Raw genomic sequence first — 20,828 nt, forward strand, 5'->3', positions numbered from 1 at the left:
TATCGATACAGTCACTGTGTTCCGGGATCCAGCCCGACCAGGTGGAGTTGCGGTGGAGATAGCTGGCCGCCCAAATGCCTTACTCGGCGAAGCCACCTACCTACGTTCCCCCGACGGCATTCCGAGTTTACGGTTTCCCTGGCCTAGCTCTTGCGCCGGGGCTTCACTCTCTCCCTTCGTGAGAAAGGCTGGTCAGGAACAGTTCAATAAGATCAATGGATCGCGGCGGTGTATAGCAAAACAGATTTTTTCCGGCCGCCGCGAGATAGGAAACAGGTGGTGATGCGCGGAAGGAGGATCGAGCAGCGGATTATTTAGTCGCCGGGATCCCTTACGCTCGCGACACGCCTTAGTGGGATCATTTCGCACATTGACCGAGGTGACACCGCGAGTTGAAATAAAAAGTGAATAGAAGAGCGGGGATATTCCTCAAAGCTGACTTGATCTCACCCTTCGCTGACTTTCTCAGCGCAACTAATTGATGAGTAAGTAGTTATGACTGATCAGCAATTAGCCCTGGAAGCGATTAGCGACGCGCAACTCATACTGGAAGAATTCCTTCGGCCCCATCCCAGGGATCACGCGCGTATCCTTGAAGAGTTGGTGGAAGTTCTTGAGCGGCCTGCTTTGATCGTTGCTGTAAGTCGATTGCAGCAACACGGCAATTGAGCGCGCCCATGAGCAAACCGCTTCAAGCGTTTTCTTTAACCGTCGGCATTGTTGCGCTCTCATCGCTCGAAATGACCAGCCTGCATGCCAAGCAACAATGCAGCGCCGCAATGCCGCCAAATCCGCAAGGGCAATGGTGGTCCTACCGTATCATCGACGGACGAAAATGCTGGTACGCGGGCAAACCCATGCTGTCGAAAGCATTGCTGGAATGGCCTACAGAGCAGCGTCCCCAACCCGGTTCTCGCGGAGAAGCTACAGGTATCCTCATTGCTAACAAGCCCGGCAATCCTTTGGATGCACAAGCGTTGGCACTGAAAGAGGGCGCTGACACGTTTGAAGAACGATGGCGTGCTAGGATCTCCATCTCCAACACTGCACGCGACTGAACAATACTAATGACTTAGCGATCCTGCATCTCGCCTATCGTTGGCGAGGACTTTCGCGCCCGTTCCAGGCCGTCTGCTTCGTTACTCCAGCAATCCCGCGCACCGAGTTCTTCTAGAACAACGCGCCTCCGCAACCCGTGCGCAGCAGCCAAACGAGTCCCTGCAATCAACCGATTGCCGAAGGGCTATTCAACACGCTGGCCCGCACGCCAGCCCATTTCCCAGAAGTCTGCCTCGAGCCGAGTGGCTTCCTTGAAGATGGCAATCAGTTCTGCCTCGCGAGCCGGCGTGGCGTAGAGATCGGCGAGATGCTCCAAATGCGCACGCGCTTTCGCCGCGACCTCCTGGTATGGCACGCCAGCGTACTCATCGATCCAAATCCGATAGGAGTTCGTCCTAGCGTCCGCATCGGGTCGCGAGGCGAGCCGCGTTGCGATCTCCGCGTACCCGATCACGCAGGGGGCAAGTGCCACCTTGAGTGCCAGCAGATCGCCGCGCATTCCAGCATCGAGCACGTAGCGTGTGTAGGCCAGCATCTCGACCGCCGGAGGAGTTTGTTCAAGGTCACTCGGGGATAGACCCCAACCGGCACACAGCTTCACATGAAGGCTCATTTCGACATCAAGGATGGCCGATAGGCCGGCCGCAGCTTCACGCATGTCGGCAAGCTTGGGCGACTTGTAGACCGAGAGCGCATAGGCGCGCGCAAACTCGATGAGGAACAGATAGTCCTGAGCAAGGTAGTGACGAAATGCGGCTTCAGGGAGCGAGCCATCTGCCAATCCGTTCGTGAAGGGATGCTCGGTGTAGGCCCGCCACTCAGCAGATGCTTCTGTCTTTAGACGCTCGAAGAAACTCACGATCCATTCCCGCCTGGCTTGCTTTCCTATGAACTTTTTTACTCACGTCCTGTCAACGCGAACCAAGACGCTGACCTTGGCAGACCGCAGCGACTAGCCGGCAGGATGCGAATGGAATTCGCTTGCCGTCGGTCGCCGGGAATGATTGGCGCTGTCACACTATCACCAGCAGAACGAAATGCGCGGGAAAATCAACGGAGGCGGCCATTGTCCCGCCGCTCATAGCGGTCTCGTTGCAGATTCGAGTCCTGCCGGGCCCGCCAATCACGTCAGTATCTTACTTGGTCTTCGTTTCCCTCAGCGCGACTACCGTACCAGATACGTGCACTTTTCGTTCAAGTTCGCACATCGCATATCCGCTTGATGGCGCTAGACCGACTTGGATGATGGCGAATGTAATCGTCGCCCACTCATCGGTTGGAGATGCTCCGACAGGGCCGCCGATTAAGAGACGGATGATTTGCTAGGAAAATCTACGCCTATTCCGATGCTGCCATGGCGTCACTCCTTCAAGCCGCTGGAGGCCACGCCGCGTACGAAATTTCGACGCATCAGCGAGAAGAACAGTGCGCTCGGAACCAGCGCCAGCGCCGCGGCCGCGCTGAGGCGACCGATGTCCACGGTGAAGCCGGTCTGAAACAAGGCGAGCCCAACCTCGAGCGTATAGGTTTCCTTGTTGGTCATGACGACGAGCGGCCACGCGAAGGCAGTCCAGGCCTGAAAGAACGCCAGCACGGCAAGAGCGCCCAACGGGCCGCGCATCAGCGGCAGCACGATCCGCAGGAAGATCCAGAGCTCCCCCGCGCCATCCACCCGGGCAGCCTCCAGCAGCTCGTCAGGGATCGACGTCATCACATATTGCCGCACCAGGAAGATGCCGAAACTCATGATGAGATAGCCGACCAGGAGCCCGGGCCAGGTGTTCAACAGGCCGGCGGACTGGACGTTGAGATAGAGCGGGATCATGTAGACTTCGAAGGGAACGACCGCCGTCGCGATGATCACGCCGAAGATCACCGGGATCCCCGGTAGATCGAACTTGCCGAGCACATAACCTGCGATCGCCGATGTGGAGACGATGCTCGCGGTCGAGAGTGTCGCGAAGATCAGCGAGTTGCCGATCCAGCGAAACAGCGGCGTTTCGCGCAGGACGCTGACGATGTTCTCCAGCGTCGGCTGGTGCGGGATGACGGTCGGCGGCCACGCCAGCAGCTCCGGCGGCGTCTTGAACGCGTTGCTGATCAGGAAAACCAGCGGCAGGAGCATCATCAGGCTGACGACGCCAAGAACGGCGTCGATCACGAGGCCGACGGCACCGTTCTGACCAACGACGGACGGATGCTCGCGTTCGTGCTCGCTCATGCGCGACTCCTGTCGCGGAACAGCCTGAACTGCGCGCTGGTCAAAATGAGGACGATGACGAGCAGTACGACGGCTTCGGCTGCAGCGTAGCCGACCCGGTAGTTACGAAAGCTGTTTTCAAGCATGTCGAGGACGAGGACCCGGACGAGACGCCCCGGCGCACCCTGGACATCCGATGCCAGCACGAAGGCCTGCGCATAGATGTTGTAGGACGAGATCAGCGTGATGACCGACACGTACAGCATGACAGGCTTTAGCAGCGGCACGGCGATGTGGCGGAAGGCCTGAAACGACGAGGCGCCGTCGAGGCGCGCGGCCTCGTAGAGCGCCTCCGGGACGTTCTTCAGTCCGACCAGGAAGATCAAGACGGCATAGCCGATCGCCTGCCAGGAGCAGAGAACGATCAGGCACACCAGCGACAGGACAGGGTCAAACAGCCACGACTGGGCCGGAATCCCGACAAGGCCGATCAGGGCGTTGAGCGGTCCGAGCCGGGCGTCGAAAATCCATTTCCAGGCCATCGCCGCCGGAACCAGCGAGACGACGTGCGGCAGGAAGACCGAGGCCTCATAGACGCCGCTGCGCCGCAGCCCCTGCCGGGTGTTGATCAAGGCGGCGAGCGCAAGCGCGACGGGGATGGTGATCGCTACGACGCTAAAGGCGATGATGGTGGTGTTGAAGATCGCTTCGAGAAACAGCGGGTCGCTCGCCAGCTCGACGAAGTTGGCGAAACCGACGAACGGCTTGCGCCGCGAGATGATATTCCACTGGAAGAGGCTGAGCCGCAGCGTCTCGATGATCGGATAGACGCGGATACAGCCATAGAGGCCGAGGACCGGAAGCAACGCCAGAACTGGAAACAGCCATTTCGGCGTGGTGCGCATGTATCCTCCGGCAAGCGCCGGTTAGCGGCCGGCGCCTGGATTGAGTGTGTCCCTGTCGGTGAAGGTCTAGGGTTTGGCCAGCAGATCTTCCCGGGCGAGGATCTTGTCGCTCTCCTCAGCCGCGGACTTCAGGAAAGCATCGATCGCGGCATCGTTGCCGGCCAGCGACTTGTCGGTGAAAGCCTTCTCCAGCCGCGCCGCGAGCCGGGTAAGGATTTCGCTGGCAGGGCTGATCGCCGGGACCGTGAAGAAGACGTGGCCGGGCGGCGTGTTGACGAAGGCGTCGAGCTGCGGGATTTTCTTGAGCACGGCGGAGTAGTCGAGGCCTTTGCGGTTCGGGACCCAGGCCGTGTTCTCGAGCAGCCAGAGCAGATTTTCCGGCTCGTTGGCCTTTTGCACGAAATCCCAGGCGATCTGGCTCTTGGGTCCCTTGTTCGGCACGTAGAGATCGACCGGGACCATCAGCGTGCCCTTGGGCAGTGCAGCCGTGGCGTATTTGAGATTGGGCGCCTTCTTGGCGACGTCGCCGATCACCCAGGATTCCCGGATGAACATCGCGGTCTGGCCGAGCTCGAAGGCCTCCGCATCCGCCTTCATCTCGGGCGTCACGGTACGGTAGACCACGACGTTGTCGAGATACTGCTTGAGTGCGGCGCGGCCGGCTGCGTTCGCATAGGCGGCGCGCCATTTTCCGCCCTTCTCCTCGAGCAGCGTGCCGCCGTGGTTATAGAGGATGGTCCAGTACTTCTCGGCGATGCCCGAGCCGCCGCCGCTGAGACGCAAGCTCCATCCGCTCACCGTCGGCCCGCCGGAGGCATCGCGCTGCGCGAGCTTCTGCGCATAGGCGGTGTAGTCGGCCATGGTCTTGGGCGGACCGTCGAGGCCAGCCTTGGCGAACATCTCGGTGTTGTAGAACAGCGCGCCCTGCCCCTGGAACAGCGGCACACCGAAGATCTTGCCCTCGTACATGGCGGTCTTCACGCGCGTCATGTCGTAATTGGCTTTGACGAAATCGACGATCGACGCCGGCGGCTCCGGGATGAGGCCGGCCTCGAGATACCGCGCCGCCTCGACCTCCATCTCGATGACGTCCCCGGCCGCACCGGATGGAAGCGACAGTGCCAGCCGCTTCTCGTGCTCGCGGAGCGCAATGGCCTCGACGCTGATTTCGAGATCTGGGTATTTGCTCTTCAGCTGGTCGCCGACGCGCTTGTAGAACGGGGCCAGATCAGGCCACCCGCTCCAGATGGTCAGCTTCTCCGCCGAAGCAGGAGACGCAAACGCCGGCACGGCGACAGCGAGCGCCAGCGACAGCGCGGCCGACATCCATGACCGACGCCCCGAATTCGCCGGGCGAATGCTGTCCTCGGAACACGTGATGTAGCCGAACCTGCCAACGGGTCTCATCATGAGGGTCATTCTCGCAATACGGAATGGGACAAATCCTGCGAAAAAGCTCGCATGCAACCGGTTGCGTGTCAATTGCGATCCGTTGCCGCTTTCGAAGGCCATTGACTAAATCGTCAGCGGCCTCGCCGCTTCAGAGGGGCCGGCCCGGTCGAGGCGCGAATGACGAGATGGGAATTCAGCTTGTGGCGGATCTCGCCCGACACGCCGCCATTCATCTGGCTCAGCAGCAGACCGACCGCGACATCGCCGGCATCGGCGCAGCGCGCCGACACGGTGGTGAGCGGCGGATAGGTGGTTTCGCCGAGGACGTCGTCGCAGCCGACGACACTGAACGATTTGGGCACCTCGACATCGAGCGCAGCTAACCCTGCCATGAGGCCTTGAGCGACAAGGTCGTCGAACGCGATCGCCGCAGTGACGCCGCTGGCGACGATCTGGGTGGCCGCCAGCCGGCCGGTGTCATAGGAGGGTGGACGCGCGGGCACGGCGATCACCTTGAGCCCGCGCTTCTCCGCCTCGCGCCGGACGGCGTTGCGCCGTTGCTGGTTCGACCACGACGTCGTGGGGCCGCTGACATAGGCGATGTGCCGGTGCCCCAGCTCGGCCAGATGCGCGATCGCAGCCGCGACACCCGGCGCGGTGTCGATCAGGACCCGCGTAATGCCTTCGATATCGCGATTGATGAGCACCAGCGGCCGGCGCGTCGCATGACGGCGGATACGCTCTTCGTCCAGGCGCGACGAGGCGAGGACAAGTCCCTCCACCTGGCCGATGAAGCGGCCGACCAGCAGCTCCTCACGCGCGGGATCCTCGTCCGAATTGCCGAGAAAGACGCACAGCCCGGCCTGGTCGGCGCGCAGTTGCGCCGCCCTGATCAGCGGTGGAAAGAACGGGTTCGCGACATCCGAGACGATGAGCGCGACGTTGCCGTGGCGTCCGGTCGAAAGCGCACGCGCGACCTGGTTCGGCACATAACCGAGCTTGCCCGCGACTTCCTTGACGCGCCGGACGGTCTCCTCGGTCAGCATCTCCGGCCGCGAGAAGGCGCGCGATACGGTGGCACGCGAAACCCCGGAGGCCTTCGCGACCTGACTGATCGTCGGCACGACCGATGGACGTCCCTCCCCGCCGCTATCTGAATCGCGCTTCACAGCAGGCCGCCTCCTCTGCATCGCCTCACCTAGACATGCCCCGGCCCGGCCCGGGGCGCAAGCTTGACATGCAACCGGTTGCATCACATTCTCTCCGCGCGAGGGTAAAGTGCAGGCCCGGCAGACCATGGATGAGCATGACGGCTTCGGTGACTCCCTCAATCGCGACGTTTAAAACGCGGGATGCGATGGGCCGGGCGGCCGCCGCGGACGTCGCTGCTGCGCTCCGCGACCACCTCGGACGGCAGAGCAACGTGCGGATGATCTTCGCGGCGGCACCGAGCCAGGCGGAGATGCTGGATGCCCTTGCTCGCGAGCGCGATATCGACTGGCGGCGCGTCACAGCCTTCCACATGGACGAATATCTCGGACTTCCCGCGGATGCGCCGGAGCGCTTCGGGGCTTGGCTGACGCGTCACTTGTTCTCGCGCATCGCTTTCGGCGCGGTTCACCTGATCGGGCAGGAGCCGGATCCGGAGCGGGCAGCAGCACGCTATGCGGCCCTTCTCGGCGAAGCCCCGATCGACATCGTCTGCCTCGGAATCGGCGTGAACGGTCACCTCGCCTTCAATGACCCGCCGGTCGCCGATCTGCACGACACCAAGTCGGTCAAGATCGTCGAGCTCGACGCAGTGTGCCGGCAGCAGCAGGTTGACGATGAGTGCTTCCCGACGCTCGGGGATGTTCCGACACATGCGATCACGCTGACGATTCCCCGGCTCCTGGATGCCGACCGGCTGTTTTGCGTCGTGCCCGGCGCGTCCAAACGCGCCGCCGTCGAGCGATCGCTATACGGTCCAATCGGGACCGAGTGCCCGGCGAGCGCGCTCCGCACGCACCCACGTTGCACGCTGTATCTCGACCAGGATTCCACGCCGCCGCAGCTCTCACTGACACCGGTACGCGCATGACAGATCCGGCAACGCGCGTTTCGGGCCGCGATCCGGAGACCGGACAGAATCGCACCATCGTCATTCAGGACGGCCGGATCACGGACATCGTTCCCGGCGGTGACGATGACGGGCTGTGGCTGTCGCTCGGCCTGTTCGATCTGCAATTGAACGGCTTTGCAGGCTACGATCTCAATGGCCGCCCTGATCTCCGGACGGTCCGCGATCTCGTCACGGCCGTCCACAACAGCGGGGTGTCGCGTTTTGCCCCTACGCTCATCACAGCATCGCATAATGCGATCATCGATGCATTGCGCGCCATTGCGCAGGCGCGCGACAGCGATCCGTTTCTCAAGCACGCAATGCCCTTCGTGCATGTCGAAGGCCCGCACATCGCGCCAGAAGATGGTCCGCGCGGTGCGCATCCGGCCGAACATGTCAGGCCGCCGAGCCTCGACGAGTTCGATGCGTGGCAGGCGGCCTGCGGAAACCTCGTCGGCCTCGTGACGTTGTCGCCGCATTGGCCGGAAACAGACGCCTATGTGCGCGGCCTTCATGCGCGCGGCGTCCGTGTTGCCCTCGGCCATACGAACGCCGCACCGGATCAGATCTCCGCCGCCGTCGCGGCGGGCGCAATATTGTCGACGCATCTTGGCAACGGCATCGCCGCCACGCTGCCGCGACATCCCAACCCGATCTGGTCGCAACTGGCCGAGGACGGGCTGTGGGCGAGCTTCATCGCCGATGGCCATCACCTTCCCCGCGAGACCTTCAAGGCCATGCTGCGCGCAAAGGGGCTCGAGCGAGCGATCCTGGTGTCGGATGCCGCCGCGCTCGCGGGTTGCACACCCGGAATCTACGACGCACCGATCGGCGGCAAGGTCGAGCTAAAGGCGAACGGCCGGCTCGAAGTCGTCGGCACATCCTTTCTGGCGGGCGCGGCCGTTAGCCTCGTGTTCGGAATAACCACGGCAAGACGCATGGCCGGATTGACCCTGGCAGAGGCGCTGAGGCTCGCAACTGTCAATCCGCGTATCCCGTTCAACCTTCCTGCGCTGACGGTGGGAGCGCCGGCCGATCTGCTGCGCTTCCATCTCGGCGAGGATGAATCTCTCGTGCCCGAGACGGTCTATGTCGCGGGCCGTCCTTATCGCTGCAACTCTTGAGGACTGAGACATGAACCGGCTTCGCATCGGGTTGATCGGTCCGGGAGCGATCGGCGAAACACACGTGCGGGCAATACGGGCGCTCGACGATACCGTCTTGTCCGCGATCGCCGGCGGCACGCCTGAGCAGATTGCTGCGTGCATGAATGGCGAGGACGTTCCGGCATTCGCGACCACCGAGGCGATGCTGGCGAATGCCGGGATCGACGCGGTCGTGGTCTGCACCCCGAGCGGCGCGCATCATGACGTCGCGCTTGCTGCGATCGCGGCGGGGCGGCACGTGCTGGTCGAGAAGCCGCTCTGCGTCGATCCGGCCGAGGCCGCGTCGCTGGTCCGTGCCGCCGAGCGCTCGCAACTGACGTGCGGTGTGGTTTCGCAGCGCCGTCTCGAGCCGCAGCATCAGGCGATCAAGGCTCTGCTCGACGCGGGTCATCTTGGACAGCCGCGCCTGATCGAGGCGGCGATCCATTGGTACCGCTCCGACGCCTACTATGCGGAGAAGCCGTGGCGCAGCGAAGCCGAGCATGGTGGCGGCTCGCTGTTCAATCAGGGCGTTCACAATCTCGACCTGATGCTCTGGCTATTCGGATCCGTCGACAGTGTTCAGGGCAAGACGGCGACGCTCGGACACACGCACGCCGTCGAGGACACGACGGCGGCGCTGCTCTCCTTCGCGTCCGGCACGTTAGGTGTGATCGTGACGAGTACGGCGCTGCCTCCGGGAAGGCCGGCCATGCTTCGACTGTTCACCGATCGCGGCAGTTGCGAGCTCGCAAACGACAGCATCGTGCGCTGGGATTTTGCTGATGTTGCCGAGCCGCCAAGCGCGGCCGGGGTTGGCAGCGCCGCAAGCGATCCCAAGGCGATCGGGATCGAAGGACATATCGCGCAATGGCGCGACTTCGTTCAATCCGTCCGGGAGCGACGGCCGCCTGCGAGCACGTTCAGGGATGGATTCGAGGCTGCGAGACTGGTTGACGCCATCTATCGCTCGGCTTCCGAAGGTCGCGCCGTCAGCCCCAATGAGATCGCAGCGGAGGCCATTCATGCCAGCTAGCTCCGAGATGCTCGACATCGCCATCATCGGCGCAGCCCACCCGCATGTCGAATACGTACTGTCAGAGATCGCTGTCAGAACCGACGTCAGGGTCGTGGCCGTCGCCGATCATGACCCAGCGCGGCGCACCGAGCTCGAACGACGTACGAAGACGCCCGGCTACGCCGACCCGAATGCGCTTCTGGATGCGCATCGGGTTCGGGCCGCAGCAGTCTTCACCGAATTCGGTCTTCGCGCTCCAATCGTCGTCGAACTTTTACGCCGCGGCATCTTCGCGATCGCCGACAAGCCCATGGCTGTGACCCTGGCCCAGCTTGCGCTTATCGAGGAGACGCTCGCCGGGCGCAATTTGCTCACTCTTCTGCTCGAGAAGCGGTTTTATCCGGTCACGCTCGCACTCCGATCCGTGATCGACAGCGGCCAACTTGGAGACATTGTATCCATCACTGCAACCGGGCCGCACAAGCTGATCCCAAGCCGACGTCCAGCGTGGATGTTCGAACCATCAGCTTATGGCGGCATCCTCGCTGACCTCACGGTCCACGATATTGATCTGGCCCTTTGGTTGACGGGATACACCAGCGGCACGATCAGCGGCTGGATTTCGTCGACCCCGGCCGCCGGCACGACGAACTTTCCCGCGCTGGGGCGTGCTATTCTCGCCTGCGATGGCGGACCGGAATTCGCGATTGAAGTTGACTGGATCCAGCCCGAAGCGTCGCCACGGCACGGAGACTATGCCATGCGGATCTCCGGGACAAAGGGTCGTGCTGACGTTCTGTTCGCGGAAAATCGACTGCTCGTCGAGACGGCGACGAGACCCCGGCGCGAAATCGACCTGCCCGTGGGCGCCTCGCCCGCCAGCTTCGTCTTTGATCATCTCGCCCGCGGCGAGACCTTGCAGATTGCGGCAAACGAGGCCCTGCGCGCCACGCGTATCGCAATACTTGCTCAGGAGAGTGCGGCCAACGGCGGAAAGCCGATGCGATGGAGTTAACACCTACCCCGCTACCCTGGATCACAGCCAAGCAGGATCTTCGCTACCTGCGCGGGGTCGTGAAAAAGATCGTCCGTGCAGTCGATCTCCGTGAAGAGCTGTCCTTTACATCATTCCGCCACGGCGGCTTTTACCGAGGGAGCCGACAGCGATCTGACGGGCGCTGAGCTCAGAGCCGCCGGCCGCCATCGCCCGTCGCGGCAGTTGCCGACCTATGCAAAGCGCACACGGAAACAGCTAATTTCCGGCACGAAGAAACGGCGAGAAGAAAGAACAAAGACAGCCGGTTTGTCGGAATAGCCACGGCGCGTCTGTCGGAATGACGACCGTAACAAACCCCTAAGCTATTGAAAAGCTTGGTGGGCGCACCAGGGCTCGAACCTGGGACCCGCTGATTAAGAGTCAGCTGCGGTTTCAATGACTTGCCGGTCGCATCCCAGGCTTATGCGGCTGAAAATGGGCGTCCGTCGGACGATCATAATCCGTCATTGCGCTGCCGGTCAGCCAGGTGTGCCGAGCTCGACGTTGTATCGTCGAATTCGGGAGATCAACGTCGTGCTTTCGAGCCTCGGGCCGCTGGAAGGAAATGCCCGGATGCTCCTGGAGCGGGTCTGCCCAAGTCCGGACCTTGACAGCACCGCTGTCGCTCCAGCGAAAATCGCGGCATTTCCAACGGGAGAACGCGTTGTCGCTGATCGCTAGCGAGGCGGCGACTCGCATTGAAAGCTCCATCAAGGATTGACGAGCTTCCTGCGAACGGCGTAGCGGACGAGCTCGGCCGTCGATGACATTCTGAGCTTGCGCATCGCTGACGCGCGGTGGGTCTCGACGGTCTTTACGCTCAGCTTCAGGATGACGCCGATCGACTTGTTGGTGTGTCCCTCTGCAATAAGCTGGACAACGCCCTGCTCGCGCGCGGTGAGCAGCATATCGGACGTATTTTGCTTGCCGGCCTGGTATTCGTGGAGCAACTTCTCCAATAGAACGCCCGTGAAGTAAGGTCTGCCATCGAGCAAGGCCTCGATCGCGAAGATCAGGTGCCTACTGGCGTCCGATTTGAACAGGAAGCCGCGAACGCCAGCCAGGATGGCTTCAGTCAGCAATTCCTCATTCTCGTGCATCGTCAGGATCAATACTTCGGTGCGCAGGTGCATCGACTTGAGGCGGCGGCTGACCTCAAGTCCGTTCATCAGCGGCATCGAATAGTCGGCTATCACGACGTCCGGACGCGTCTCCACCGCCACGGCCACAGCCTGCTCGCCGTTGGTCGCCTCTCCGCTGACGATCCAGTCTGAGCGGGTCTCAACGATCGCTCGGAGCCCGGAACGTACGACTTCATGATCATCCGCAATCACGATGCGTTTCACGGCGTCGTTCCCGTATGCGGGCCCAGAACCTGTCGGGCAATGGATGGAGATTTCCAGCAGTCAAGTGTGCCAATCTACCGATTATCCTTCAATGGGTTATCCTGCAAAACCCTGATATCTCCGGGCGGATGTACCAAACATCGGCGTTTCCAATCAGACATCGACGGGTCTTGCCCGCGCGCAGCCCAAATCGGACCGCTACACGATCATGGTCGATCAGCCTTCGTTTCGTGGAGGGAACTCCGGGAACCGACGGACAGAGACTGCCTGCCCTCGGGGTCCCTGATGTCCGTCATTCCGTGCACACGCTGGCTTATGATTTCAGTGCCGCGCGCCGGCTGCGCCTTTTGGTCATGAGACCATGCGGGAACACCGCGCACAGCGTCGTGCCGGAATGTCGCGGTGCAAGATCGGACCGGATCTCGAACGTGCCCCCAAGCTGCTTAAGTCTCGCTCTCATGGCGGGAATGCCGACACCGGGCGATATCGCACCGTTGCCACGTTTTGTGTGATCGACCGGGAAACCGCGCCCGTTGTCGCTGATCGTCAGATGGAAGTGCCCCTCGATCGCCTCGACGACGATTCTGACCTCCGTCGCCTTCGCGTGGCGGAATATGTTCGTGAGCGCCTCCTGAACGACCCGCAGCACCGAGAGCTGGCTCGCGTAAGGTAGCTTATCGACGGCGGCGGGTATCCTCGTGCTCACCCGCAACGACGTACGTGCAGCAAACCCCAAGGCATGCTGCTCTATCGTCGCCTTGAGTCCCCGGTCCGTCAGATCCTGGGGGTGGAGCAGATAGGTCAGGGAACGGATTTCCTTGAGTGCCGCGTCGATCGACGCGTCGATATCATCGCAAAGCCGCTCGACGCCGCGCGGGTTATCGAGGCAAGTGCGGACACGCATCACACCAAGACTGGCGGCAACCAGCTCCTGGCATGTCGAATCATGAAGCTCCGATGCGATCCGCTGGTGGATGTCCTCGCGGATGGACATCAGGCTGACGTCCCGGTGAAGGAAAGCAGCCTCTTCAGTCACACAGTCGAGCCCCTCCTTGTGGAGTAACCGATGACCGCCAATCAACCGGGCCGCATTGCCGGCCATGGGATGGAGGATCGGAACAACGGTTGTCTCGACATCCCGCAGCAAGCCGCCGAGCATCAGACTGTGCTGGATTTTGGCCTCGGTTCCTTCCGCAAGACATGCCTGGAGGATTTCACAGAGACGCTCGGCGTCTTCCTTGGCAAGGCATTCGAAGACGTCCAGCTCTCGGACCTCATGCTGCGACATTCCAAGGAGAGCCTCGAAGGCCTGATTGATTGCCTCGTACACGAAGCGCCCGCCACGTGAGGGGCGGACCGCGAAAAGGAGCTCTTCGGAATGTGTCCAATACGAGCGATCGCCAATTGCGCCCTGGCCAATCAGGTGATCGTCGATAAAGAGACGCGCCGGCTCGCAAGCAGGAGAACTGTGTGGCTTCACGGTACGCACCCAACTTTCCGGGTCGTTTTCGAGGTCGAACTCAACGCTCAATCTCGAAAGCTCCCCTCTCCAGTCGTCCCAGCATCGATCACCGGACTACAGGAAACGCCCTAGGGGATAGATCGGATTATACGCTCGATCTTACCCTCAGCCAGCAGGTTGTATTCTCCGAAGACCAAAACCTCGCATGACTGGCATGAATTCCGGCATATGACTATGCAGTTCGTGCCACGCAAATATGGCGGCGACACCCAAGACGCGACGATACGGGATGCAGCGCACAGTGGTGGGATTGTGAACCATTTCGATTTCACGCACCCGTCCCTATCCTGAGATCGCCTTCTGCGCTGCAGGATGATGTTGAGCCGACCGAGCGCGATGCAACTGCGCTGCGGTACAACCGAAATGGCACAATCTCGCGGAAAATTTCGACCTTCGATGGAGCCGGCTTGCGATCGCTGAGATGAAGCGCAAAACTCGATGTGCCCCGAACGTGCCAACAGGAGGCTTGCGTGCGAACATTCCGAGCGCTTTGCGGCGTTGCATCAATCGCAATATTTTCCAGTCCGGCTTTGGCACAGACACCCGCCAGTCAGGAGCAGAAACCTTCCATGGAAGAGTTGATGCGCCGTCTCGATGCGCTGCAAGCCCGCGCAACAGAAGGTGACAAGCTGATCAGCGCGCTGCGCCGTCGCGTCGACGAACTCGAAACGCGCGATAAGCATTCGAAGTCCCAAGCCGCCACCGCACGTCGTGACGTCGTCGCACCGACCGCCGGGCAAAAGCCGCCTGCGATTCCGGTTGCGTCGACTGAGCCGCGAATGACTGCGAGTGCTGCGGTCCCTCCGCAAGCCGCGGCGGCGCCCATTCCGGGCCTGCGTCCGCCCGAACCGATGGGCAGTCAGTTCGACGGCGAAGGCGAGGACGCGCTGCGTTCCGATCTCCCGGGCTTGTCCTTGCGCATCCCGGGTTCGCAGTCCGAGGTGCGATTCTACGGTTTCGCGAACGTCAATGGCTACCACGACTTCAATGGCCGCAATCAGTCCGATGCGCCGACAGTGCAAACCATTCCGCTTTCCGGAAGCCCCGCCGACATCCAGGGAGGCGATACCGGATTGTCCGCCCGGTTCAGCCGCATCGGTATGGATACGCGCACGGCGACCGCCTGGGGCACTCTGGAAACCCGCTTTGAAGGCGACTTCGGCGGGGGCACGGCAGCCTCACCCAATGCGGTCTTTCGGCTCCGTCAGGCCTGGGGCGAGGTCGGCAGCGAACAGTTTCGTGTCCTGGTCGGCTGGGCGAACAGCCTGTGGAACGAGGGCGTTTATGAAACCGTGAACTTCTCGACCAATCTCAACCAGTCATTCGTGCGCCAGGCGCAGGTTCGGGCGACCGCGACATTGGCTCCGGGATTGACCGGGCACGTTTCGATCGAGATGCCGGATACGCAGTACACGTCCGCGGCAGGCGTATTCACGCAGATCAGCACCCCGGCTGGCTTTGGTGGATTGAGTCCGTCATTTGCCTCCGTGCCCGATCTACTCGGCCGGCTCGAATACCGGAACGATGGCCTGGGCCTCGACCTGCGCGGCCTGCTGCGCGATCTCACCATCCGCACGGCTGGTACGGCGGCGGCGCCGCCAGCGGTCGAGCGCAATACCGCCGGTTGGGGTGTCGCAGGTAGCGGTCGCTTCCCAATGCGATGGCTGTCACCAGCTTTCGGTCCGGACGAGCTGGTTGGCATGGCCTATTACGGCCAAGGCATCGGGCGCTATTTCGGCGCCAATACCTTCGGCCAGGATGCGCTGTCCAACATCGGCCTGCCCGGCGTTGTCGATCCCAGCCTCGACGCCCTGCCGACCTATGGCGCGAGCGCAGGCTACCGCCGCTTCTGGACACCGCAATTACGCAGCAATTTCGTCTACTCCTACGCATGGCAGCAATATCCGTCCTATGCGCAATTGTTCGTGCCGGGATCTGTCTCGGCGACGTCGTTGAACAGCACCATGCAGCAGGGGATCTTCAATTTGATCTGGAGCCCGTTCGCCGAGCTTCGTGGCAACAGCGTCGGGACCGGATGGCTCGACGTCGGTCTTGAATATGTCTACTCCCATCGGGACGTGTACGGCGGCACCGCAGCAACAGCCCCGGTCAGCACCGGCTCTGGTACCGCCAATCGCATCCTTGGCTCGGCCACTGTGCGGTTCTGAAGACAGCCTTGTTGCTTCGCAGGCAGACATGGAAGCCTTGCTGACACAGACGTTCGTTCGGGTCGGTAATTGCCCCGGAACAATCTAGGCGCATTCGGTATTCAGCCGGATTTTGAAGCGCCTTATTGATTGTTCGTAAGGCAGCGTGTGAACGGACAGATCGCGAAAGGATGAGCAATCCTCTCCCGAGAGGCCTCCGTGTCTCCATGGTCCTTTCAGATCGTCGCCGCACTCGCGGCGATGACGCTGGCATCTTCGTCAGAGGAGTAGCGGGGTCGTCGCGTTGATTACGAGATCAGCGGTTTCGAGCGCGCATTGGCGTCCGATCTTTCCTCGCTGTTCTCATAGCATGGATCATCATGGTACCAGCGCTGCTCCAGCCGTCGCTAATGGAGCGGGAGGATTTCCGACATGAGCGCGCGCAGTGACGCCACGAACACGCCGCCATCCAAGACGATGACGCAAAGAGCCCTCGACACTGTCGAACGTGTCGGAAACAGCGTCCCGCACCCGGTCGTGATATTTCTGATCCTCATCGCCATCGTGTTGGTGCTGTCTCACTTACTCTACATGTTGGGGGCAAGCGTCACCTATCAGGTCATCAACCCGGATACTCACAAGGTCGAGACCGCGACCTCTGCCGCCAATAGCCTGCTGACGGCGGATGGAATTCGTCATATTTACACCCGGCTCGTGCCAAACCTCATGGGTTTCACCGCGGTTGGGCTGTTGATCGTCGCCATGATGGGCGTCGGCGTCGCCGAGGAAGCCGGCCTGATCAACGCGTTGATCAGAAAACTCGTGGCCGTCTCTCCGAGCTGGGCACTCGTTTACATCGTCGCGTTCGTCGGCATCTTGTCCAGCATTGCCGCAGACGCCGGCTATGTGGTGTTGATCCCGTTGGCCGGCGCCGCCTTCTTGAGCGTTGGCCGGCATCCTCTCGCCGGGCTCGCTGTGGGATTTGCCGCAGTCGCCGGTGCATTCACCGTGAACATGATCATCAAGCCGCTTGATGCCGTTCTGACGGAAATCACCAACGACGCAATCCACATGGTCAACCCCACCACGTCGCTGGATCTGACCGCCAACGTCTCGTTCTCGATCGCCTCCGTTGTTGTCCTGACCGTCGTCATCGCGCTCATCAACAACCGGATCATTGAGCCACGGCTGGGCGCTTACCAGGCCGAGAAGACCGCCAACACTCAGCCGGAGGCGAACGGAGGGCAGCTTTCCACCGACGAGTCGCGTGGGCTGAGGTACAGCGGCTTTGCGCTGCTCGGGGTCGTGATCCTGTTCCTTCTGTTAACGGTTCCGTCGGGCGCGCCCCTGCGCAATCCGACGACGGGCGTCCTGATCGGCAATTCACCATTCATGAACGGCCTGATCGGGGTCATCATGGTGCTGTTCCTTGCAACCGGGATCGCATACGGCATCGGCGCGAGAACGGTGAATAGCTCCACGGCCGTCATCGCGGCCATGACCAAGGCGGTGGCTTCGCTGAGCGGCACCATCCTCCTCTTCGTCGTCATCAGCCAGTTCGTCGACTACTTCAACTATAGCAACATTCCGACGTTGATGGCCCTGACGATGGCCGATGTCTTGAAGAGCGCGAATATCGGCACGCTGTGGCTGCTGGTTGGCTTCATCATTGTCGTCATGATCCTGGACTTCGTGTTCACGCCGGCGATTGCCAAATGGGCCATCTTCGCGCCGGTCTTCGTGCCGGTGTTCGTGCAGCTTAACGTTGATCCCGCGGCCGTCCTGGCTGCCTACCGCGTCGGTGACTCGCCGATCAACGCGATTACCCCGCTCAATGCCTACTTTGCCATGGTGGTCGGATTTGCCCAGATTTACGACAAGAAAGCGGGCGTCGGGACGGTTGTCGCGCTGATGTTGCCGTACACTCTCTGGATGGCCATCATTTGGACCGTGCTGTTCGTTGTCTGGTACCTGCTGGGCTTGCCTTGGGGATTGTGAGGCGCAAGGCAGCCCTAACCCGGAAAAACCCCGAGATGTCCGGGTAAATGGCCTGATTGTTCACCAAGGAAAATCAACGTTAGATGACGGTCCGTTGGGCCTCGCTAAAGGCAGTGAACGAAAACGGCGAGTGAGGAGCGTTTGACCCGACACATGTCGGGGCTCCCTCGGTGCTTCTCATTATGGAGGCTTGGAACGCGCTATGAATGCGAACGCCGATGCCGACAACAACTATTCCTACGTATCAACCGGACACTTGCCAGCCGAAGCTGAAGTCATCTCGCTGATCGACGAGGTGTACGCGCGCTACAAATCAAATACGGACGGCAAGAACTCTCAAGTATATCCCGCGCTCGCCGAGGTGCCGAGCGACCTGTTCGGCGTTTGCGTGGTCGGCACCAACGGCGCGGTCTACGCCGTAGGGGCGGCCGAATACGAATTCTCGATCATGAGCGTTTCCAAGCCGTTCATCTTTGCATTGGTCTGTCAGGTCCTCGGCGCGGCGCAGGCACGCCAGAAGCTTGGAGCGAACGCGACCGGACTTCCGTTCAACTCGCTCGCTGCCGTCGAACGCAACCCCGATGGCCGCACAAATCCGATGGTGAATGCAGGCGCGATTGCGACGACAAGCCTCGTCCCGGGGGCGACGGCTAATGCGAAATGGAAGTTTATCTACGACGGATTGTCACAGTTCGCCGGACGTCCGCTTGCGCTTAACGACGAGGTTTATGCCTCGGCGACGGAGACCAACTTCCGAAACCAGAGCATCGCCCGCCTGCTCCAGAGTTTCGAACGGATTTACTGTGATCCGGCAGAGGCGACAGATCTTTACACCAGACAATGCGCGCTGAATGTGAGTGCCAAGGATCTGGCGGTGATGGGTGCGACTTTGGCGGACGGTGGCGTGAACCCCATCACGAAAGTGCGCGTGGTCGATCCGTCGGTCTGCCACTACGCACTGGCCGTCATGACGACTGCCGGAATGTACGAGACATCAGGCGATTGGCTTTACGATGTCGGGCTACCGGGCAAGAGCGGCATCGGCGGCGGGATCGTCACGGTCTCCCCCGGAAAGGGCGGTCTGGGGACTTTTGCGCCGCCGCTCGACAGCGCCGGAAACAGCGTCAAGGGACAGCTTGTAGCGAAGTATCTGTCGCAGCGGCTGGGCATGGATTTATTCATGTCCAACCCGGAAGCGTAGGTTTGCAATTGTCGGAGATTCAGCCCGCACTGACTGTGGCTGGACTTCAGAAAAAATGACAGGGGACACGCCATGACGATGGCATCTGCGACGACGGTTCACTCCGTTGAAGAAGAGAATGCATCCTGGGTGCCGATGATCACCATCGCCCTCGGCCAGATGATCATGTCCTTCAACGTCGCCTCCTTGCCGGTTGCGCTGGGAGGGATGGTCAACAGTTTTGGCGTTCCGCCCACGACTGTCGCCACCGGTATCGTGGCTTATTCGATGCTTGTTGCCGGCTTCGTCATGCTCGGTGCGAAGCTGACACAGCGCTACGGGGCGACGCACGTATTCCGCGTTGCCGTTGCCGTGTTCGGCGCCGCGCAGGCGTTGATGACGTTCAGTCCAAACGCGGATCTCATGATTACTGCGCAATCCTTGTCCGGCGCGGCTGGTGCGGTGATCGTACCGTCGTTGGTCGCGCTTATCGCGGAAAACTACAAGGGGCGGCAGCAGGCAACAGCCGTTGGCGCATTGGGCTCCGCGCGTGCCGCTGCGGGCGTTCTGGCGTTTGTAATCGGCGGTACTCTAGGCACATTCATCGGATGGCGCCCTGCGTTCGGGATTCTGATCGCCGTGTCGGCTGTGGTTTTCCTTTTGAGCTTTCGTCTCAAGCCCGATGAGGCGCGTCCGGAGGTCCGGATCGATTTCGTAGGTGTCATTCTCGCTGCCGCAGCCATCATTCTGATCAGCTTCGGTTTCAACAACCTCAATCGGTGGGGGCTGGGATTGGCGGGGCCCAATGCGCCATTCGACCTCTTTGGCGTATCTCCCGCCCCGATCATGATCGTGATGGGTATCGTGCTCGGTCAGGGCTTTCTGAGTTGGACCCACAGACAGCAGGCTGCGGGGAAGACGCCGCTTCTTGCGCTCGAGGTGATCGACTCCCCGCAGGAGCGGGCGGCGGTGTATGCGATGTTTGCTGTCGTAGCGCTGGAAGCGATGCTCAATTTCTCGGTTCCATTATACATCCAGATCGTGCAGGGGCGCACGCCGCTGGCGACAACAATCGCCATGATGCCCTTCAACCTCACCGTCTTCTTCGCGGCGATGCTGATCGTGCGATTCTATGGTCGGTTCACGCCGAGGCAGATCGGACGCTGTGGCTTCATACTCTGCACTGTGGCGCTCCTTTGGCTCGCCTTTGTCGTGAGGAATGATTGGAGCGCCGTCCCGGTTCTCCTTGGGCTGGTGATTTTCGGCATTGGACAGGGATCGCTGGTCACACTGCTGTTCAACGTGCTGGTCACGGCTTCGCCGAAAGAGCTCGCGGGTGACGTCGGCTCGCTGCGCGGCACGACCAACAATCTCGCCGCGGCCGTCGGCACAGCGGTGGCCGGGGCACTGCTCGTCGGCCTGTTAAGCGCGGCTGTTTTGCGGACCATCGCCGAAAATCCAAAATTGCCGCCTGAGATACAGGCGCAGCTGGACCTGGATAACATCACCTTCATCAGCAATGACCGGCTGCAGAGCGTGATGGAGCAAACCACGGCCTCTCCGGCTCAAGTGGCGGAAGCGGTGCGCGTCAACACTGTCGTGCGATTACGCGCTTTGAAAATTGGCCTCCTCATCATGGCTGGCGTTGCCTTGCTTGCGATATTCCCGGCAGGGAAGCTGCCCAACTTCCTGCCAGGCGAAATTCCCGACCCGGCGCCGCGTAAGCGCGGAAGGAACGAATAGCAATCGTAACCTCCTGGCAAGAAACAGCGTTTGCTA

17 protein-coding genes are annotated in these 20,828 nt (G+C 61.3%); 10 read left to right on the top strand and 7 right to left on the bottom strand.

Going from position 1 to position 20,828, the window contains the following annotated elements; genetic code table 11:
* The first annotated feature begins 495 nt into the window (after positions 1–495).
* Together ABIA90_RS35875 and ABIA90_RS35880 are read left to right on the top strand one after the other, a co-directional pair.
* Positions 496–669: a hypothetical protein gene (locus ABIA90_RS35875; RefSeq protein WP_247303764.1), complete on the top strand. Its 174-nt coding sequence runs from the start codon at positions 496–498 to the stop codon at positions 667–669.
* Positions 670–677: 8 nt separating this feature from the next.
* Entirely contained in the window at positions 678–1,058 is a 381-nt protein-coding gene (locus ABIA90_RS35880; protein ID WP_223153936.1) for a hypothetical protein, read from the top strand.
* A gap of 185 nt (positions 1,059–1,243) precedes the next feature.
* Here the strand turns inward: ABIA90_RS35880 and tenA are convergent, their stop codons facing one another.
* From tenA to ABIA90_RS35905, 5 genes are all read right to left on the bottom strand, one after another.
* A complete protein-coding gene (gene tenA, locus ABIA90_RS35885) occupies positions 1,244–1,918 on the bottom strand; it encodes a thiaminase II (RefSeq protein WP_247303766.1) in 675 nt (224 codons plus the stop codon).
* Positions 1,919–2,419: 501 nt separating this feature from the next.
* Positions 2,420–3,280, bottom strand: a complete 861-nt coding sequence (locus ABIA90_RS35890) for a carbohydrate ABC transporter permease (RefSeq protein ID WP_063981793.1) — start codon at positions 3,278–3,280, stop codon at positions 2,420–2,422.
* Positions 3,277–4,164, bottom strand: a complete 888-nt coding sequence (locus ABIA90_RS35895) for a carbohydrate ABC transporter permease (protein ID WP_063981792.1) — start codon at positions 4,162–4,164, stop codon at positions 3,277–3,279. Before ABIA90_RS35895 ends, ABIA90_RS35890 begins: the two co-directional genes overlap by 4 nt.
* Positions 4,165–4,230: 66 nt before the next feature.
* Complete coding sequence (locus tag ABIA90_RS35900) at positions 4,231–5,574, bottom strand: extracellular solute-binding protein (RefSeq protein ID WP_354120274.1); 1,344 nt, start codon at positions 5,572–5,574, stop codon at positions 4,231–4,233.
* 113 nt (positions 5,575–5,687) lie between these two features.
* Positions 5,688–6,725, bottom strand: coding sequence for a LacI family DNA-binding transcriptional regulator (locus ABIA90_RS35905; protein WP_014493423.1), 1,038 nt, complete (start codon positions 6,723–6,725; stop codon positions 5,688–5,690).
* 131 nt (positions 6,726–6,856) lie between these two features.
* On the opposite strand from ABIA90_RS35905, the gene ABIA90_RS35910 reads away from it, so the two are divergent.
* From ABIA90_RS35910 to ABIA90_RS35925, 4 genes are read left to right on the top strand one after another with little or no spacing between them, the layout of a single operon-like run.
* Positions 6,857–7,636: a 6-phosphogluconolactonase gene (locus ABIA90_RS35910; protein WP_354120273.1), complete on the top strand. Its 780-nt coding sequence runs from the start codon at positions 6,857–6,859 to the stop codon at positions 7,634–7,636.
* Complete coding sequence (locus tag ABIA90_RS35915) at positions 7,633–8,781, top strand: N-acetylglucosamine-6-phosphate deacetylase (protein WP_354120272.1); 1,149 nt, start codon at positions 7,633–7,635, stop codon at positions 8,779–8,781. The genes ABIA90_RS35910 and ABIA90_RS35915 overlap by 4 nt, the downstream gene beginning before the upstream one ends.
* Positions 8,782–8,791: 10 nt before the next feature.
* Positions 8,792–9,838: a Gfo/Idh/MocA family protein gene (locus ABIA90_RS35920; RefSeq protein WP_354120271.1), complete on the top strand. Its 1,047-nt coding sequence runs from the start codon at positions 8,792–8,794 to the stop codon at positions 9,836–9,838.
* Entirely contained in the window at positions 9,828–10,835 is a 1,008-nt protein-coding gene (locus ABIA90_RS35925) for a Gfo/Idh/MocA family protein (protein ID WP_354120270.1), read from the top strand. Before ABIA90_RS35920 ends, ABIA90_RS35925 begins: the two co-directional genes overlap by 11 nt.
* A gap of 731 nt (positions 10,836–11,566) precedes the next feature.
* Here the strand turns inward: ABIA90_RS35925 and ABIA90_RS35930 are convergent.
* Complete coding sequence (locus ABIA90_RS35930) at positions 11,567–12,202, bottom strand: response regulator transcription factor (RefSeq protein ID WP_028152046.1); 636 nt, start codon at positions 12,200–12,202, stop codon at positions 11,567–11,569.
* A gap of 313 nt (positions 12,203–12,515) precedes the next feature.
* On the bottom strand, positions 12,516–13,733 hold the full coding sequence (locus ABIA90_RS35935) for a sensor histidine kinase (protein ID WP_354120269.1): 1,218 nt from the start codon (positions 13,731–13,733) through the stop codon (positions 12,516–12,518).
* Between the two features lie 560 nt (positions 13,734–14,293).
* Between ABIA90_RS35935 and ABIA90_RS35940 the strand changes: the two genes are divergently transcribed.
* The 4 genes from ABIA90_RS35940 to ABIA90_RS35955 all read left to right on the top strand — a co-directional run bounded on the left by ABIA90_RS35940 (position 14,294) and on the right by ABIA90_RS35955 (position 20,792).
* Entirely contained in the window at positions 14,294–15,892 is a 1,599-nt protein-coding gene (locus tag ABIA90_RS35940; RefSeq protein WP_071911316.1) for a DcaP family trimeric outer membrane transporter, read from the top strand.
* 411 nt (positions 15,893–16,303) lie between these two features.
* Positions 16,304–17,869: an AbgT family transporter gene (locus ABIA90_RS35945; protein ID WP_354120268.1), complete on the top strand. Its 1,566-nt coding sequence runs from the start codon at positions 16,304–16,306 to the stop codon at positions 17,867–17,869.
* A 202-nt stretch (positions 17,870–18,071) separates the two neighbouring features.
* On the top strand, positions 18,072–19,070 hold the full coding sequence (glsA, locus tag ABIA90_RS35950; protein WP_354120267.1) for a glutaminase A: 999 nt from the start codon (positions 18,072–18,074) through the stop codon (positions 19,068–19,070).
* Between the two features lie 72 nt (positions 19,071–19,142).
* Positions 19,143–20,792: an MFS transporter gene (locus ABIA90_RS35955; protein ID WP_354120266.1), complete on the top strand. Its 1,650-nt coding sequence runs from the start codon at positions 19,143–19,145 to the stop codon at positions 20,790–20,792.
* Positions 20,793–20,828 lie beyond the last annotated feature (36 nt).

The organism is Bradyrhizobium sp. LA6.8 (genome assembly GCF_040547935.1).
Lineage (GTDB): Bacteria > Pseudomonadota > Alphaproteobacteria > Rhizobiales > Xanthobacteraceae > Bradyrhizobium > Bradyrhizobium barranii.